Here is a 16,323-nt window from a genome sequence, read left to right on the forward strand (position 1 = left end):
CTCGCGGGAAAACAAGGTGTTACGTTCCGCCGGTGCGCCTGGACGCAGACAACATCGAGGACTTCGCACTCGGCTGCGCGATCCTCAGCGCCGGCGGGGGCGGCGACACCGCGATCGGGCTGGCGATGGCCCGCCACGCGATCGAGTCCCACGGCCCTGTCGACGTCGTTGCCGTGGCGGACCTCGGCCCGGACGCGCTCGTGATGCCTTGCGGGCTCATCGGCTCACCGACGGTGGCTCAGGAGCGGATCTGGAGCGGCGTGGAAGGCGGCCGGCTCGCGAGCGCAGTGGCCCGACTGCACGGCGCCCCTGTCGACGTCCTGATGTGCTACGAGATCGCGGGGGCGAACGGGCTTCTGCCGGTCCTCTGGGCGGCCCGCCTGGGCACCCCGCTGCTCGACGCGGATGGGATGGGCCGAGCGTTTCCGGAGATGCAGCAGCAGACAATGCACGTGGCAGGCGTCGCGGCGAGCCCGGTGGTGCTCACCGACGGTCGCGACAACGACATCGTCCTGCACGCCGCAGACAACCCGGCCGCCGAGCGGTTGGCCCGCAGCTGCACCGCCGCACTGGGCGGCACCTGCGCCGGCGCCCTCTACGTCATGCCCGGCCGGGTGGCCCAGGCCGCAGCCATCACCGGCTCGGTGTCCAGGGCCGTCGCGATGGGCCGGGCGATGCGCGCCCGTCGGAGCGGATGGCCCGCCGCGCTGGCCGAGGAGGCGGGCGGGCGGGTGCTCATCGAGGGCCGGATCGTCGAGCTCGAGTGGACCGGCGGGGCGGGGTTCGCCCGCGGGCACGCAGTGGTAGACGGAACGCTCGGGCGCGAGCTCAGACGGCTCCGGCTGGAGCTGCAGAACGAGGTGCTCATCGCGCTCGAAGACGGGGAGGTCATCGCCACCGTCCCCGACATCATCGCCGTCCTCGGGCTGGTCAACGGCTCTCCCATCGGCACCGAACGACTGCAGTACGGCCAGCGGGTGGGCGTCGTGACCCTGCCCGCACCCGAGGTGTGGCGCTCGGCGGAGGGACTGGCCGTGGTCGGCCCTCGCTCGTTCGGCTACGACCTGGACTACGGCGGACCGGGGAGTGCCCATGCCGGCCCATGAAAGCCTGCGCATGGGCATCGATGTGGGCAGCACCAACACCGATGCCGTGGTGATCGACAGCAGCGGCATGGTGGTGGCCCAGATCAAGGTGCCCGGTTCGGCCGACCTCAGCGAGTGCATCGAGACCGCGGTCGCCGCACTCCTGGCGTCGCCCGCCGTGGATCCCGCGCGGGTCGGCGCGGTCACCCTGGGGGCAGCGCGTACCACCGACGCGATCCGCACCCGAGCCGGCCTGCGCCGGGTCGCCGTGCTGCGCATCGGGGCCCCGCTGACCTCTGCCTTACCGCCGCTGGTCACCTGGCCTCGGGAGCTGAGGGAAGCGGTGGGGGTGGACACCGCGATCGTCGCAGGCGGGTGCGAGTTCGACGGGATCCGGATCGCGCCGCTCGACGAGAGCGCCGTCGCCGCGTTCGCCCGTGAGATCGCCTCGCACGCGCAGGCAGTCGCGATCACCGCCGTCTTCTCCCCTGTCGACCCCACCGACGAGCTACGGGCTGCGGCCATCGTGCGGGCCGAGCTGGGCGAGATCCCGATCTCGACCAGCCACGAGATCGGCTCGATGGGGCTGCTCGAGCGGGAGAACGCCACGGTCCTCAATGCGGCGCTCTCCGGGAGCGTCGCGGCCGGCGCGGCAGCGCTGCAGGCCGCCGTGCACCGCCACGGCATGGACGCCGAGTGCTACCTCGCGCAGAACGACGGCACCCAGATGGCCCTGGCCTACTCCACGCAATTCCCGGTGCTGCTGATCGGCAGCGGCCCCGCCACCAGCATGCGCGGGGGCGCGCACAGCAGCGGGGTCACCGACGCGGTCGTCGCCGACATCGGCGGCTCCCGGACCACGGTCAGCCGGCTCGTCAACGGCTTCCCGTGGGAGTCGCTCACCCCGTACACGGTCAGCGGGGTGGTCACGAACTTTCGGCTGCCGGACGTGATCGGAGTCCCGGTCGGGGGCGGGCCGGTTCGGCAGGCCCTCTGCTGCGGCGGGTCCGAACCCACCCTCACCGACGCAGCCGTGGCGGCCGGGCGCACGACATTCGGCACCCGGGCGGTACCCCAGCAGTGGCACGCCTCACTTGCCGACCGCCTGGCCGAGGCCGACCGGATGATCGCCGAGGCCGTCGATCGTGTCGCGCTCGGCGCCCACGACCTGCCCCTGGTCGTCGTGGGCGGTGCGGGCGGGATCGCCCCCGACCGGATGCCGGGAATCGCCGAGGTCATCCGGCCGCCGCACTTCGAGGTGGCCAACGCGCTCGGCGCCGCCATCGCACCGGTCGGCGGCTCCGCCGAGCGGATCTGCGCAGGCCGCCCCGACCTGCTCCGCGCGGCCGTCGACGAGCTCACCACCGAGGCCTTCAGTCGCGCGATCCAGGCCGGCGCCGATCCTGACCGGCTGCAGGTCACCGGGATCGAGGAGGTCCCGCTGGCCTACCTGCGAGACCCGGCCGTGCGGATCAGGGTCCGCGCCACCGGGCCCCCGATGACCATGCCCGCGGCCGACACCCCCACGTCCCCGAACTCCCCCCAACCCGAACGGAGGCACCCGGGATGACCGGCACGACCTCGGTACTTGGCCAGCGGTTCGTCCGTGGCGACGGCCTGGCGAAGGTGACCGGCGAGGCGCGCTACACCGCCGACCTCGCCTTCACCGGGCTGCTGCACGCCAAGTTCGTCTACGCCGGGCGGCCCCACGCCCGCATCCTCTCGATCGACACCTCCGAGGCCGCCCGGATGCCCGGCGTCCACGCCGTACTCACCCAGGCCGACGCCCCGATGGTGCGCTACGGCATGTTCGTCAAAGACCGCACCCTGTTCGCCCACGACGTCGTCCGGTTCGAGGCCGAGATCGTTGCGGCCATCGCCGCCGACACCGCCGAACACGCCGCGGCGGCCGCCGCCGCAGTACGGGTGGAGTACGAGGACCTGGCTTCCGTGCTCGACGTCGAGGCCGCGCTCGATCCGGCCGCCCCGCTGCTGCACCCGCAGTGGGAGGGCTACCAGACCCAGGACGGGGTGGACCGAGGGTCGAACGACTGCGGGCACATGACGTCGGTGAAAGGCGACGTCACCGCCGGCTTCGCCGAGGCCGAGCTACAGCTCACCGAGACCTACCGCACCGACATGGTGCACGCGGTCCCCATCGAGCCGCACGCGGTGGTCGCCCAGTGGCAGGGCGAGAAGGTGACGATCTGGAGCACCAGCCAAGTTCCCTTCCCCGCGAGGGCCGGCGTGGCGGAGACCCTGCAGATCCCGCAGAGCGACGTCCGGATCGTCGTCCCGCATCTCGGCGGCGGCTTCGGCGGGAAGTGTGACTTCCACTTCGAGGCGCACGTCGCTCTCCTGTCCAAGGTCACCCGGCGCCCGGTACGGCTCGTCTTCACCCGCCGCGAGGAGTTCGTCGCGACGGACAAGGTCCGCCACGGCGCCCGGATCGAGCTGACGACCGGGCTGAAGCAGGACGGCACCATCACCGCGCGGCAGGCGCGGCTACTGCTCGACTCCGGCGCATACTGCGGCGACGCGCTGTTCGCCACCGAGATCGGGCTGATGATGATCGCCGGCCCGTACCGCATCCCGAACCTGCACGCCGAGGTACACACGCTCTACACCAACCGGACGCCGGCGGGCAGCGTCCGGGCCCCCGGGGGCCCCCAGACCTGCTGGGCCGTGGAGCAGCACACCGACGAGCTGGCCCGGCTGGTCGGCCTCGACCCACTGGAGTTCCGACGACGAAACCTTGTTCGGGCGGGCGACACCGGCCAGACCGGGCAGCGGTTCGTCAGCTCGAGCGCTCATGAGTGCCTCGAGCGCGCCGCAGACCTGGCCGGCTGGCCCGGCACCGATCTGGGCCCCGACGAGGCACTCGGGATCGCCGTCGGCTGGTGGTTCAGCCTCTCCGTACCTTCCGGGGCATACCTCAAGCTCAACCCGGATGGGACCGGCACCATCATCACCGGCGCCCAGGAGAACGGCAGCGGCTCGGTCATGGGGCTGCCGCTGCTCGCCGCGGAGGAGCTGGGCATGCGGCCGGAGTCGTTCTCCGTGCTCTACCAGGACACCGACTCCGGCCCGTTCGACATCGGCAGCGCCGGTAGCCAGACGACGTTCAACAACGGCCGGGCCGTGATGGAGGCGGCCCGCGAGGTCCGCGAGAAGCTGCTCGAGGTGGCTGCGGACCGGCTGGAAATCGACCGAAGCGATCTCGAGCTCGTCAACGGGTCGGTGCGGGTCAAGGGAGCACCGTCGCGCTCGCTGTCGTTCGCCGAGCTCGCCGCCGGCACCCAGCTGATCGGCAGCGGGTCCGGCACCCCACCGCCGCTGCCCGAGCACAACCTGAGCGGATGCAGCGGCCGCCTGGGGTACTCCGCGTTCGCGGCCCCCTCGTTCTTCTGCCACATCGCTCGGGTGCGGGTCGATCGCGAGACCGGCGTCGTCACGGTTCCCCGCGTCGTCGCGGTGCACGAGTTCGGACGCGTGCTCAACCCGATCGGCGCCCAGGGCCAGGTGGAGGGCGGGGTGATCCAGGCCGTCGGGATGGCGCTGCTCGAGGGCAGCCAGTACGACGGCGGCCACCAGCTCAACCCGGGCCTGTTGGGTTACAAGCTCGTCACGGCACCGGACGCGCCCACGGTGACCGTGCAGTTCCTCGACGACCCGGTCGACCAGGGCGGTCCCCACGGGGCGAAGGCGGTCGGCGAGCCCCCGGTCGTCGGGACGCCCGCCGCGATCGGCAACGCCATCGCCGAAGCCACGGGTCGCCGGGTCCGGGCGCTGCCCATGAACGCCGAGCGGGTCTGGATGGCGCTGCACGAATCCGACGCGACCCCCGATGCAGCCGAAGGACGCCCATGATCCGCTACGCCGCCCCCCGCACCACCGCCGAGGCTGTCGACCTGCTTCGCACACGGCCGGGATCCCGCATGATCGCGGGCGGGACCGATCTCGTGGTCGCGGCACGCGGCGGGAAGCACCCGTTGCCCGAGTCGCTCATCGCTCTGCACCGGATCACGGAGCTGGGACGACAGCGCGAGGCGGACGCCGGTATCGCGCTGGGCGCGCTGACCAGCCATGCGTGGATCGAACGCTCGCCGCTCGTCCGCTCCCGGTGGTCAGCACTCGCCGACGCCTCGGCGATGATCGGCTCCCCGGCCACGCGCGCTACCGGCACGCTCGGCGGGAACCTGATGAACGCCTCCCCCGCCATGGACACGGGCTCGCCTCTGCTCGTGTTCGACGCCACCGTCGAGTTGCAGCGTGCCGACGGTAGCCGGTCGGTCTCCGTGGCCGATCTGCTGGCGGGTCCGGGCCGAACCACCGCCGCACCGGACGAGCTGCTCAGGGCCGTGCGCGTTCCCTACCCGGCGCCGGGCACCGGCAGCGCCTACGTCCGGCTGGATCACCGGCAGGCCATGGAGATCGCGATCGTCGGCGCCGCCGCCGCCCTTGCCGTGCGGGGCGATGGCCTGATCGGCTCGGCCCGGATCGCGCTCACCGCCGTCGCGCCGACGTGCCTGCGGGTCCCGGCGGCCGAGGCCCTGCTGCTCGGCCGCCCTGCGGGCACGGACGCGTTCGCCGAGGCGGCCGGGGCGGCCGCCGACGTTGTGCAACCGATCAGTGACGTGCGCGGCAGCGCGGACTACCGGCGGGCGATGACCTCGGTCGTCGTGGTGAGAGCGCTGACCCGCGCCGCACAGCGCGCCGTCGCCGACACCGGCCCCGCCGGCCGTGCGTTCGCCGAGACCGGGAGGAATCAGTGAGCTATCCGCTGAAGGTGACCGTCAACGGCGTGCGGGTGGAGCGGCACGTGACACCGCACCGGTCGCTGCTGTCGGCGCTGCGCGAGGACATCGGACTGACCGGTCCCAAGGAGGGGTGTGACGATTCCGAGTGCGGCGCCTGCATGGTGCTTCTCGACGGCTGTCCGGTGAACTCCTGTTCCTACCTCGCGGTGCAGGCCGACGACCGTGAGGTCGTCACCGTGGAGGGCGTCGGCGCCGCCGGAGACTTGCACCCGGTCCAGCGCGAGCTGCTCGCGGCGGGCGGGGTGCAGTGCGGATTCTGCACGCCCGGGATCGTGATATCGGCCAAGGCCCTGCTCGACAGCACGCCGGCCCCCGACGAAGAGCAGATCCGCGCGGCCCTCGCCGGCAACCTGTGCCGCTGCACCGGCTACCAGAAGATCGTCGAAGCGGTGCTGCGCGCCGCAGGCTCCGTTGCAGAGGAACCGACCCCGTAGAGAGCGGGCAGGCATACGTACTTGCGCCGCCGGCAGTCGACCCGTCCGGGCACGCGGCCACACCACGCCGGTGTCCGTGTGACGCGCGGGACTGTGCGTGCGCCGCGCGGAGGTCGGGCGCCGACGTCTCGGCGAACAGCGCGACCCTAGGTTTCTTGGACGAACCGGCCGCTTGTCGGAGCACCTTCCTGGGCACAGACAGCCCGGTTGCTGTGTCGGCATGGCCCGCCACCGCACATGAAGGGTGGCGCTTCCGCACGTCAGGCTGGGCTTCGGACCGCGCCGCGGTCGAGGGTGCCGTGTGACGTCGCTGAAACAGCGATGCAACTCACCGTTGACATCACTGCTCGTTCGTGCAACCCGTTTGTGCAAATCCGCCAACTTGGCCCTGCCATTCGGTTGGAGTGCCGAAGATGCGCACCTGTCCGACCCATACGCTCGCTGTGATTCAGCCCACCGGATCCGCGGGCATGGGCCTCGCGCACGGTCACTCGCTGCTCCGGGCCCCGCTCCACGACGCCGCTCTCCCCAGGGGGTACACCGATGAAGCCACCCGTCTTCACCTATCACGCCTGTCGAACGGTGGAAGAAGCAGCCGGCCTCCTCAGCTCTTCCGAGGAAGCCAAGGTCATCTCCGGCGGGCAGAGCCTCGTACCGATGATGAACCTGCGCCTGGCGAACCCCGCGCATCTGGTCGATCTCAACTCCATCCCTGGCCTTGACCGGATCGAGGCAGGCGCCGGCAACCTGACGATCGGAGCCACGGCCCGCCAGCACGACGTCGAGCGGTCTGCGGCGGTCACCTCTGCCGCCCCGCTCATCGCAGCCGCTCTCGCGCACGTCGGGCACCCGCAGATACGCAACCGCGGAACGGTGGTGGGCAGCATCTGCCACGCCGACCCGGCCGCGGAGATGCCCGCCGTGTTCACCACGCTCGGCGGGCACGTCACCGCGCAGAGCGCCTCCGGGATGCGGACGATCGCAGCCGAGGACTTCTTCGACTCCTACCTCACGACAGCGCTCGAGCCGAACGAGATCGCCACGTCGGTCACCTTCAACACGCCGAACGGGTCCTCTGGCTGGTACTTCGAGGAGGTCGCCCGCCGGCATGGCGACTTCGCGATCATCGGCGTCGTCGCCCTCGTGACGCTGTCAGACGGCGTCATCTCCGACGCCAGGCTGACGGTCTTCGGTGGCGGGGCCACTGCCATCCGGATCGCCGCCGCCGAGCAGCTGCTGGTCGGCACCGCCGCCGGCGACGTCGACGACAACCTGCTGTCCAGGGCCGCGAGCGCGACGTCCGAGGCGCTGCGGCCCAGCGACGACATCCACGCGAGCGCCGACTACCGCCGCCATGTCGCGGGCGTGCTGATCACCCGGGGCATCCGCACCTCGCTCGAGCGCGCGACCACTCCCGCCTGACGGCATCCACCACGAAGGAGACGCCTCCGATGACGACGAACCCCAAGCATGTGGTCAACCTGACGGTCAACGGCGAGTCACACGAGGTACTGATCGAGTCGCGGCGCACGCTCGCGGACGTCCTACGTGAGGACGTCGGGCTGACGGGTACCAAGCTCGGCTGCGAGCACGGCGTCTGCGGGGCATGCACCGTCCTGCTCGACGGCAGCGCCGTCCGATCGTGTCTGATCTTCGCAGTCCAGGCTCAGGACGCCGAGATCTCCACCGTCGAGGGCCTCGCCGAGGACGGCAAGCTCGACTACGTCCAGCAGGCCTTCACCGACAACCACGGCCTGCAATGCGGGTTCTGCACCGCCGGGATGCTCATGTCGGTGCACGCGATGCTCGCCGAGAACCCGGAGCCGACCGAGGACGAGATCCGGGCCGGACTCAACGGCAACCTCTGCCGGTGTACCGGCTACCAGAACATCGTCAAGTCCACTGCCGCTGCCGCCGCGGCGGGAAAGGCGGCGAGGTCGAGTGCACAGGCTTCCTGACTTGTCCCCTGTCGTCGTCCCCTCGCAGGTGAAGGGTTCCCGCCATGTCTGAGACGATCACCGAGAGCCACCTCGCGATCCGCAAGGACAAATGGATCGGTAAGCGCGCCAAGCGGGTCGAGGACCCGCGCTACCTCACCGGTACGGCCCGCTACGTAGCCGATCTCGTCCTGCCGCGCATGCTGCACGCCGTCTATGTCCGCTCGCCGCACCCGCACGCCCGCATCGTGTCGATCGACACCTCGGTCCTGCCCGGGCTGGGCAAGTCTGTGTGGGTGTTCACCGGGCAGGACCTCGCTGATGTGCCGCCGCTGATCGACCACGTCGTGCTCGACAACCTGCTGCGCACGCCGCAGAACGTGATCGCGATCGACAAGGTGCGCTTCGTGGGCGACGCCGTCGCCGTCGTCGTGGCAGCCGACCGCTATGCCGCCGAGGACGCCGCAGAGGCACTGGGCGCCGCGGTCGAGTACGAGGTGCTGGCGCCGGTGCCGAGCGTCGACGCCGCGAACGCGCCCGGTGCGGCTGTGCTGCACGAGGAGCTGGGCACCAACGAGATCTACCGGCAGACCGAGAAGCACGGCGACACCGACGCCGCCTTCGCCGCTGCCGACCGGGTGTTCTCCATCCAGTTCCACCACAACCGCTATGGCGCGGCCCCGATGGAGACCCGGGGTGTGCTGGCCAACTACGAGCGCTCCGAGCAGCAATTGACCGTGTGGTCATCAACCCAGATGCCGCATTTCCTACGGTCTGTCATCGCCGGCCAGCTGAGCCTGCCCGAACACCGGGTTCGGGTGATCGCCCCCGAGGTCGGCGGCGGTTTCGGGCAGAAGATGTGCACGTCGCCGGAGGAGATCGCGATCCCCTTCATCGCGCTGCAACTCGGCAGGCCGGTGAAGTGGATCGAGGACCGGCACGAGCATCTCCTGGCCGCCACGCAGGCCAAGGAGGAGTACATCAACCTCGAGGTCGCTGCCTCCGCCGAGGGCAAGATTCTCGGCGTGCGCGGGGAGTTCATCGGCGACGGCGGCGGCTACTCCTTCAACACCGAGAGCGCGCTGATCGAGCCTGCGCTGGCCTCGAAGTCGTTCCCCGGCCCGTACCGCATCGAGGCCTTCGACGAGACCGTCGCGGCGTCACTGACCAACAAGAGCCCCGTCGCGGCATACCGCGGCGTGGGCTGGACGGCCGCGAACACGGTGCGCGAGATCATGATCGACGAGATCGCGCGCGATCTGGGTATCGACCCGGTGGAGATCCGGCGGCGCAACATGCTGCACTCCGACGAGCTGCCCTACCGATCGATCACCGGCCAGCTCTACGACAGCGGGAGCTATCTCGAGTCACTCGAGCTGGCCATGAAGACCGTGGACTACTCGGCGTTCCGCACCATGCAGCGGCGGCTGCGCGAGCAGGGCCGCTACATCGGGCTGGGCATCAGTTCCTACGTCGAGCAAACCGCCTGGGGCAGCGACTCCTCCGCCCAGGCCGGCACCCCCCTCCCGTCGCACGACAACTCCACGGTCACCGTCGACCCGAGCGGCACGGTCACCGTCGCGGTGAGCACCTCCTGCCATGGTCAGGGCCACGAGACCTCCTACGCCCAGATCGCCGCCGACGGTCTCGGGGTCGACATGGCCGACGTGAAGGTGGTCTTCGGCGACACCCTGACCGCACCGTACGGCCTCGGCACCTACGCCAGCCGCAGCGCGGTGATCGGTGGGGCGACCGTGGCCCGAGCGGCCGCGGCCGTGCGCGAACAGATCCTCCAGGTCGCCGCCAACATGCTGGAGGCCAACCCTGACGATCTCGTCATCGAGGACGGCAAGATCTCCGTCGTCGGTAGCCCTTCGGCATCGAAGACCTTCGCCGAGGTGGCCTATGCGGCCTACTGGGACTCCGAGGTCCGCTCCGACGAGCCGATGCTCACCTCGACGCGGTTCTACGACCCGCCCGCTACCTACGCCAACGGCTGTGTCGTCGTACTCGCGGAGGTCGATGCCGACACCGGGGCGGTCAGGCTCGACCGCATCGTCGCTGTGGAGGACTGTGGCACGGTCATCAACCCGATGATCGTCGAAGCCCAGGTGCAGGGGGCGATCGCCCAGGGCATCGGGGGCGCGTTGTACGAGCAATTCGTCTACGGCGAGGACGGGCAGCCGTTGACCACGACGTATATGGACTACCTGATCCCGACCTCCACCGATGTCCCGCCGATCGAGGTACTCAGCCTGGAGTCGCCCTCGCCGTTCAGCATCGGCGGCATCAAGGGCATGGGTGAGGGCGGGCAGATCGCCGCGCCGGCGGCGGTCGCCAACGCCGTCGCCGATGCGCTGGCACCGTTCGAAGCCCGGATCCGGCAGCTTCCGCTGGCCCCGGATTACGTGCTGCGCCTCATCGGTGCCATCGGCACCAGCCAGCCCTGACCCGTCCTACCCGGCTGCGAGCGGCCCGCCGGGGCCGCTCGCAGCCGACCCTGAGGAGAGCCGTCGATGCAGCTGGAGAGCGCATTCACGATCGCGGTGCCCCCGGGCGTGGCATGGGCGACGCGGAACGATCCGCGCACCGGGTCCGGCAGCGGCACGCCGCCCCCACCGCTCGGCGTCGTCTGGGAAGCAGGAATCGCGCTGCTGCTCGTTGCACCACCGATCCAGCGCCCGCGGACGGCACGAACGTCGTGAGCACTCAGATGATCGGCAAACCCGAGGCCGCACCGGTGGAGTCGCCCGCCGAGCTCGCCGCCGCGCTGCGCTCGACCGGCTACCTCGCCGACGACGGCCTGGCCACCGCCGTCTTCCTCGCGATGCAGATGAACCGGCCGCTGTTCTGCGAGGGCGAGCCGGGCACCGGCAAGACCGCGCTGGCCCAGGCATTGGCGCAGGTCCTCGGCGCCGAGTGGATCCGGCTGCAGTGCCACGACGGCATCGACGCCACACAGGCCCTCTACGACTGGGACTTCCCCCGCCAGCTCCTGCACCTGCGGGCGCTGGAGGCCGCCGATCGTCGTGCTCACCTCCAACCGCACCCGCGAGGTGCACGACGCGCTCAAGCGGCGCTGTCTGTACCTGTGGCTCGACCACCCCGACGTGCAGCACGAGATCGAGATCCTGCACAGCCGGCTGCCCGGACTGCCCGACCGCCTCGCCGCGCAGGTCGCCGGGACCGCACACAAGCTGCGCCAGGCCGACCTGATCAAGCCGCCCGGTGTCGCCGAGTCCCTCGACTGGGCGCGCGCCCTGCAACTCATCGGGGCCCGGGAACTGGACATGGACAGCGCAGCGGCCACCCTCGGCGCGGTGCTGAAGTACCGCGAGGACGCCGACCGGGTGCGCAACCAGCTCGACACCCTCCTCACGGCATGACCTCACCAGCAGTGCCGCAGTCGGGAACGCCCACCTACACACACCCCCCGCAACCGGGCTCATCACAACAGGCCCGGCGGGGACCCGCGGTGGAGATGCCACCGGCCGAAGCCACGGTGCAGGGCGGAACAGTCGGCCTCGACCTCGGCGCCCGCACCCCGGAGGAGACCGCGGTCTCCATCGCCGCCGAGATGATCGCCCTGCGCTGCGGGGGGACCGGTCGTCGGCTCGGCGAGCGGGACGGGGCGATTCACAACCGCGCAAGCGGCGGGGTGACAACCAGTGTCTGAGCGCTCGCCGGCGTCCGGGCCGCCCTGGTCCGGCCCCGCAGTAATGATCGTCATGGGGGTGACGCCACGCCCGCCCCCGGTTAGGGTGACCCTCACCGAGCCGCCGACGAAGCGGACCGGCACCCGAATTTCATACGCCGTTCAACTCACAGCGGGAGATCCGGCGCCGGCCTCTCAGGGGCAGCCCGGAGCCGTAGGAGCAACTCCTCCCCAGGAATCTCTCAGGCCACCGCACCGCTGTGACGAGGCAACTCTGGAAAGCGCTCCCGCACCCAGCGGGACGCACCGAAGGGGCAAGCGGGCTCGGCCCGCGAATCTCTCAGGTCCGATGACAGAGCGGGGAGATCGCCGATCAGGCGCGCCCTCGCCCTCTGAGACCCGGAGCCCCCGTTGCCGACAGAGCAGCCCCCCGAGTTCGCTCCTTCCCTCGCGTTCGCCCACCGTCACATCGGCGCCGACGAGGTGGCCGTGACCACCATGTTGAAGGCGGTCGGTCATCCCGACCTCGAGCAGTTGGTCGACGCCGCCGTGCCGGCCGACATCCGCACCGCCCGGCCGCTCGCGCTGCCCGCGGCGCGAAGTGAGCACGAGGTGCTCGCCGCGCTGCGCTCGCTGGCCGCGGCGAACCAGCCGAAGGTCCAGATGATCGGGCTCGGTTACGCCGACACGATCACTCCACCGGTGATCCGGCGCAACGTGCTGGAGTCACCCGCCTGGTACACCGCCTACACCCCATACCAACCGGAGATCTCCCAGGGCCGGTTGGAGGCGCTCCTGACGTTCCAGACGGTGATCGAGGACCTCACCGCGCTGCCGGTCGCCGGCGCCTCGCTGCTCGACGAGGCCACCGCCGTCGTCGAGGCGGTGCTGCTGATGCGCCGGGCCAACCGGTCGGCGCCCACCGGAGCGAAGGTCCTCGTCGACGCCGAATGCCTCCCGCAGACCCTCGCTGTGCTGCGCACCCGGGCGGAGGCCCTCGACATGGCCGTCGAGGTCGTCGACCCGGCCGCGGCGCTCCCCGAGGGCGACCTGTTCGGCCTGGTCCTGCAGGCCCCAGGGACGAGCGGGGTCGTGCGCGACCTCGCCCCCGTCATTGCGGCGGCGAAGGAGCGCGGGGCGCTGGTGACGGTCGCTGCCGACCTGCTCTCGCTGACCCTGCTGACCCCGCCCGGCGAGTACGGCGCCGACATCGCTGTCGGCTCGGCCCAGCGCTTCGGCGTCCCCCTGTTCTTCGGCGGCCCGCACGCGGCGTACCTGGCGGTGCGCTCCGGGCTGGAGCGGATGCTGCCGGGCCGGCTGGTCGGGGTGTCAACCGACGACGAGGGGCGCACCGCCTACCGGCTCGCGCTGCAGACTCGCGAGCAGCACATCCGCCGGGAGAAGGCGACCAGCAACATCTGCACCGCGCAGGCGCTGCTGGCCAACGTGGCCGCCATGTACGCCGTGTACCACGGCCCCCAGGGACTGCGCGCGATCGCGGAGCGGGTGCACAGCCACGCCACGCGACTGGCCACAGGGCTGCGGGCCGCAGACGTCGAGGTCGTGCACGCCGACTTCTTCGACACCGTGCTGGCCGCAGTGCCCGGACGAGCCGACGCGGTCGTCGCAGCGGCGGAGGCAGCCGGGATCAACCTGCGCCGGGTCGACGCCGACCACGTCGCCGTGGCCTGCGACGAGGTGACCACCGCAGAGATCGTCGACGCAGTGCTCACGGCATTCGACGTGCGATGCCGACCCGCCCACGCGACGCCGGCCCTGCCCGAGGCGCTGCGACGCAGCAGCGGCTACCTGTCCCATCCGGTCTTTCACACCCACCGCAGCGAGACCGCGATGCTGCGCTTCCTACGCGCGCTGTCCGACAAGGACCTGGCCCTGGACCGGACCATGATCCCGCTCGGCTCATGCACGATGAAGCTCAACGCCACCGCGGAGATGGAGCCGATCAGCTGGCCCGGGTTCGCCGGGCTGCACCCTTACGCCCCGGCCCACCAGACCCGCGGCTATGCCCGACTGATCGGCGACCTGGAGACCTGGCTCGCCGAGATCACCGGCTACGACCGGGTGTCGCTACAGCCCAACGCCGGCTCCCAGGGCGAGCTCGCGGGCCTGCTCGCGATCCGCGGCTACCACCGCTCACGCGGCGACACCCGCCGCACCGTGTGCCTGATCCCGCAATCAGCGCACGGCACGAACGCCGCCTCCGCCGTGCTCGCCGGGATGGACGTGGAGGTCGTCGCCACCGCCGCCGACGGCAGCGTGGACCTCGACGACCTGCGCGCCAAACTCGACACCCACGGCGACCGCACCGCCGCGATCATGATCACCTACCCGTCCACCCACGGGGTCTACGAAGACGACATCCGCACGGTCTGCACGCTCGTACACGCCGCCGGCGGGCAGGTATACATCGACGGGGCGAACCTCAACGCAATGGTCGGGCTCGCCCGACCCGGCGAGTTCGGCGGCGACGTCTCCCACCTCAACCTGCACAAGACCTTCTGCATCCCACACGGCGGGGGCGGACCCGGCGTCGGCCCGGTCGCCGTCCGCACGCACCTCGCCCCGTTCCTGCCCGGCAACCCGCTCGGTGACCCCACCCGCTCCAGCGGGCTCCCGGTGGCCGCCGCACCACACGGCTCCGCCGGCATCCTGCCGATCACCTGGGCCTACATCGCACTCATGGGCGGCGACGGCCTGCGCCGCGCGACCCAGACCGCCGTGCTCGCCGCGAACTACCTCGCCCACCAGCTCGACCCGTACTTCCCGGTGCTCTACACCGGCCCGGGCGGACTGGTCGCCCACGAGTGCATCCTCGACCTGCGGCCGCTGACCAGGGCCACCGGCGTCACCGCCGAGGACGTGGCCAAACGACTGATCGACTACGGCTTCCACGCCCCCACACTCGCGTTCCCCGTAGCCGGCACGCTCATGGTGGAACCCACCGAGTCCGAGGACCTCGCCGAGCTCGACCGCTTCGTCGAAGCGATGGTCGCGATCCGCGGCGAGATCGACGCGGTGGCCGCCGGGCGGTGGGCCGTCGCCGACAGCCCCCTGCGCCACGCGCCGCACCCCGCCGAAACCGTGCTCGCCGACCACTGGGATCGGCCTTACAGCCGCTCCACGGCCGCCTACCCCGTCGCCCGGCTACGCACGTCGAAGTACTGGCCGCCCGTCGGGCGCATCGACGGCGCCCGCGGCGACCGCAACCTCGTCTGCGCCTGTCCCGCCCCCGCGGCATTCGCCGACCCGATCCCCGAGGAGACCCCCTGATGGGAACCCGCACCCCGCTGCACGCCGAACACGAGGCGCTCGGCGCGGCACTGACCGACTTCGCCGGTTGGCAGATGCCCCTGCGCTACGACAGCGAGCTCGCCGAGCACCGGGCCGTGCGCACCGCCGCCGGCCTGTTCGACCTCTCCCACATGGGCGAGATCGAGATCACCGGGCCGCAGGCCGCCGCGGCGCTCGACCATGCGCTGGCCGGCAAGCTGTCCGCGGTCGCGGTCGGCCGGGCCAAGTACTCGCTGCTCTGCACCGCCGAAGGCACCGTCCTTGATGACCTGGTCGTCTACCGGCGCGCCCAGGACCACTTCCTCGCCGTCGTCAACGCCACCAACACCCCCGACGACCTCGCCGAGCTGACCCTGCGCGCCAAAGGCTTCGACGCGACGGTGACCGACCGCTCCGCCGAGACCGCCCTGATCGCGGTCCAGGGCCCTCGCGCGGCAGAGATCGTGTGTGGGCTGCTCCCGCAGGCACAGCTCGACATCGTGACGGCGCTGAAGTACTACGCCGCAGGCCCGGCCACCGTCGCAGGCCACGACGTCCTGCTCGCTCGCACCGGCTACACCGGCGAAGACGGATTCGAGCTCTACCTGCCCGCCGCGCAGGCGCCTGCCCTGTGGCGCGCCCTGCTCGAGGCCGGCCGCCCGGCCGGGCTGATCCCCGCCGGCCTGGCCAGCCGCGACACCCTGCGCCTCGAGGCCGGCATGGCGCTCTACGGCCACGAACTCAGCACCGCCACCGATCCGTACTCCGCCGGCCTGGGCCGCCTGCCCCGACTCGACAAGCCCTTCGTCGGCCGCGACGCGCTGGCGGCCCTCGCCGAGCGCGAACCCACCCGGAAGCTGGTGGGACTGCGCGGCTCCGGCCGACGGGCCGCCCGCGCCGGATACCCCGTCCTCGCCGGCACCGGCACCGTCGTCGGGCGAGTCACCTCTGGAGCGCTCTCCCCGACCCTCGGACATCCGATCGCCCTCGGCTACGTCGACACCGCACTGTCCGCCCCGGGCACCGAACTCGCCATCGACGTGCGCGGACGAGCCGAGACCTACGTCGTCGTCACCCCGCCGTTCTACCGCCGCTGACCCT

12 protein-coding genes, 1 pseudogene and 1 riboswitch are annotated in these 16,323 nt (G+C 71.4%); all 13 genes and pseudogenes read left to right on the top strand.

Annotated features, from left to right (window positions below; translation table 11 throughout):
• The first annotated feature begins 32 nt into the window (after nucleotides 1-32).
• The 13 genes and pseudogenes from HF526_RS21905 to gcvT all read left to right on the top strand — a co-directional run bounded on the left by HF526_RS21905 (nucleotide 33) and on the right by gcvT (nucleotide 16,319).
• Complete coding sequence (locus HF526_RS21905; protein WP_169383422.1) at nucleotides 33-1,106, top strand: S-methyl thiohydantoin desulfurase domain-containing protein; 1,074 nt, start codon at nucleotides 33-35, stop codon at nucleotides 1,104-1,106.
• Nucleotides 1,093-2,655: a hydantoinase/oxoprolinase N-terminal domain-containing protein gene (locus HF526_RS21910; protein WP_169383423.1), complete on the top strand. Its 1,563-nt coding sequence runs from the start codon at nucleotides 1,093-1,095 to the stop codon at nucleotides 2,653-2,655. The genes HF526_RS21905 and HF526_RS21910 overlap by 14 nt, the downstream gene beginning before the upstream one ends.
• The gene (locus HF526_RS21915) at nucleotides 2,652-4,955 is read left to right on the top strand and encodes a xanthine dehydrogenase family protein molybdopterin-binding subunit (protein ID WP_169383424.1); all 2,304 of its coding nucleotides are present in this window, start codon (nucleotides 2,652-2,654) and stop codon (nucleotides 4,953-4,955) included. The genes HF526_RS21910 and HF526_RS21915 overlap by 4 nt, the downstream gene beginning before the upstream one ends.
• Nucleotides 4,952-5,860, top strand: a complete 909-nt coding sequence (locus tag HF526_RS21920; protein ID WP_169383425.1) for an FAD binding domain-containing protein — start codon at nucleotides 4,952-4,954, stop codon at nucleotides 5,858-5,860. Before HF526_RS21915 ends, HF526_RS21920 begins: the two co-directional genes overlap by 4 nt.
• Nucleotides 5,857-6,339 carry a 2Fe-2S iron-sulfur cluster-binding protein gene (locus HF526_RS21925; RefSeq protein ID WP_169383426.1) on the top strand — a complete coding sequence of 161 codons (483 nt, stop codon included), beginning with the start codon at nucleotides 5,857-5,859 and terminating at the stop codon, nucleotides 6,337-6,339. The genes HF526_RS21920 and HF526_RS21925 overlap by 4 nt, the downstream gene beginning before the upstream one ends.
• 543 nt (nucleotides 6,340-6,882) lie before the next feature.
• Nucleotides 6,883-7,761, top strand: coding sequence for an FAD binding domain-containing protein (locus HF526_RS21930; RefSeq protein ID WP_169383427.1), 879 nt, complete (start codon nucleotides 6,883-6,885; stop codon nucleotides 7,759-7,761).
• 29 nt (nucleotides 7,762-7,790) lie between these two features.
• Complete coding sequence (locus HF526_RS21935) at nucleotides 7,791-8,297, top strand: (2Fe-2S)-binding protein (RefSeq protein WP_169383428.1); 507 nt, start codon at nucleotides 7,791-7,793, stop codon at nucleotides 8,295-8,297.
• 44 nt (nucleotides 8,298-8,341) lie between these two features.
• Nucleotides 8,342-10,726 (top strand): xanthine dehydrogenase family protein molybdopterin-binding subunit, encoded by a 2,385-nt coding sequence (locus HF526_RS21940; RefSeq protein WP_169383429.1) that lies wholly within the window; start codon nucleotides 8,342-8,344, stop codon nucleotides 10,724-10,726.
• A gap of 66 nt (nucleotides 10,727-10,792) precedes the next feature.
• Nucleotides 10,793-10,981 (top strand): hypothetical protein, encoded by a 189-nt coding sequence (locus HF526_RS21945; protein WP_169383430.1) that lies wholly within the window; start codon nucleotides 10,793-10,795, stop codon nucleotides 10,979-10,981.
• An 8-nt stretch (nucleotides 10,982-10,989) separates the two neighbouring features.
• Nucleotides 10,990-11,662 (top strand): annotated as a pseudogene (locus HF526_RS21950) (AAA family ATPase).
• Between the two features lie 89 nt (nucleotides 11,663-11,751).
• The gene (locus HF526_RS21955) at nucleotides 11,752-11,952 is read left to right on the top strand and encodes a hypothetical protein (protein WP_169383407.1); all 201 of its coding nucleotides are present in this window, start codon (nucleotides 11,752-11,754) and stop codon (nucleotides 11,950-11,952) included.
• A gap of 142 nt (nucleotides 11,953-12,094) precedes the next feature.
• Nucleotides 12,095-12,199, top strand: a riboswitch (glycine riboswitch).
• Between the two features lie 143 nt (nucleotides 12,200-12,342).
• Entirely contained in the window at nucleotides 12,343-15,222 is a 2,880-nt protein-coding gene (gene gcvP, locus HF526_RS21960) for an aminomethyl-transferring glycine dehydrogenase (RefSeq protein ID WP_169383431.1), read from the top strand.
• A complete protein-coding gene (gcvT, locus tag HF526_RS21965; RefSeq protein WP_169383432.1) occupies nucleotides 15,222-16,319 on the top strand; it encodes a glycine cleavage system aminomethyltransferase GcvT in 1,098 nt (365 codons plus the stop codon). The genes gcvP and gcvT overlap by 1 nt, the downstream gene beginning before the upstream one ends.
• Nucleotides 16,320-16,323: the final 4 nt, after the last annotated feature.

This window comes from Pseudonocardia acidicola (genome assembly GCF_012911935.1).
Taxonomy (GTDB): Bacteria; Actinomycetota; Actinomycetes; order Mycobacteriales; family Pseudonocardiaceae; genus Pseudonocardia; species Pseudonocardia acidicola.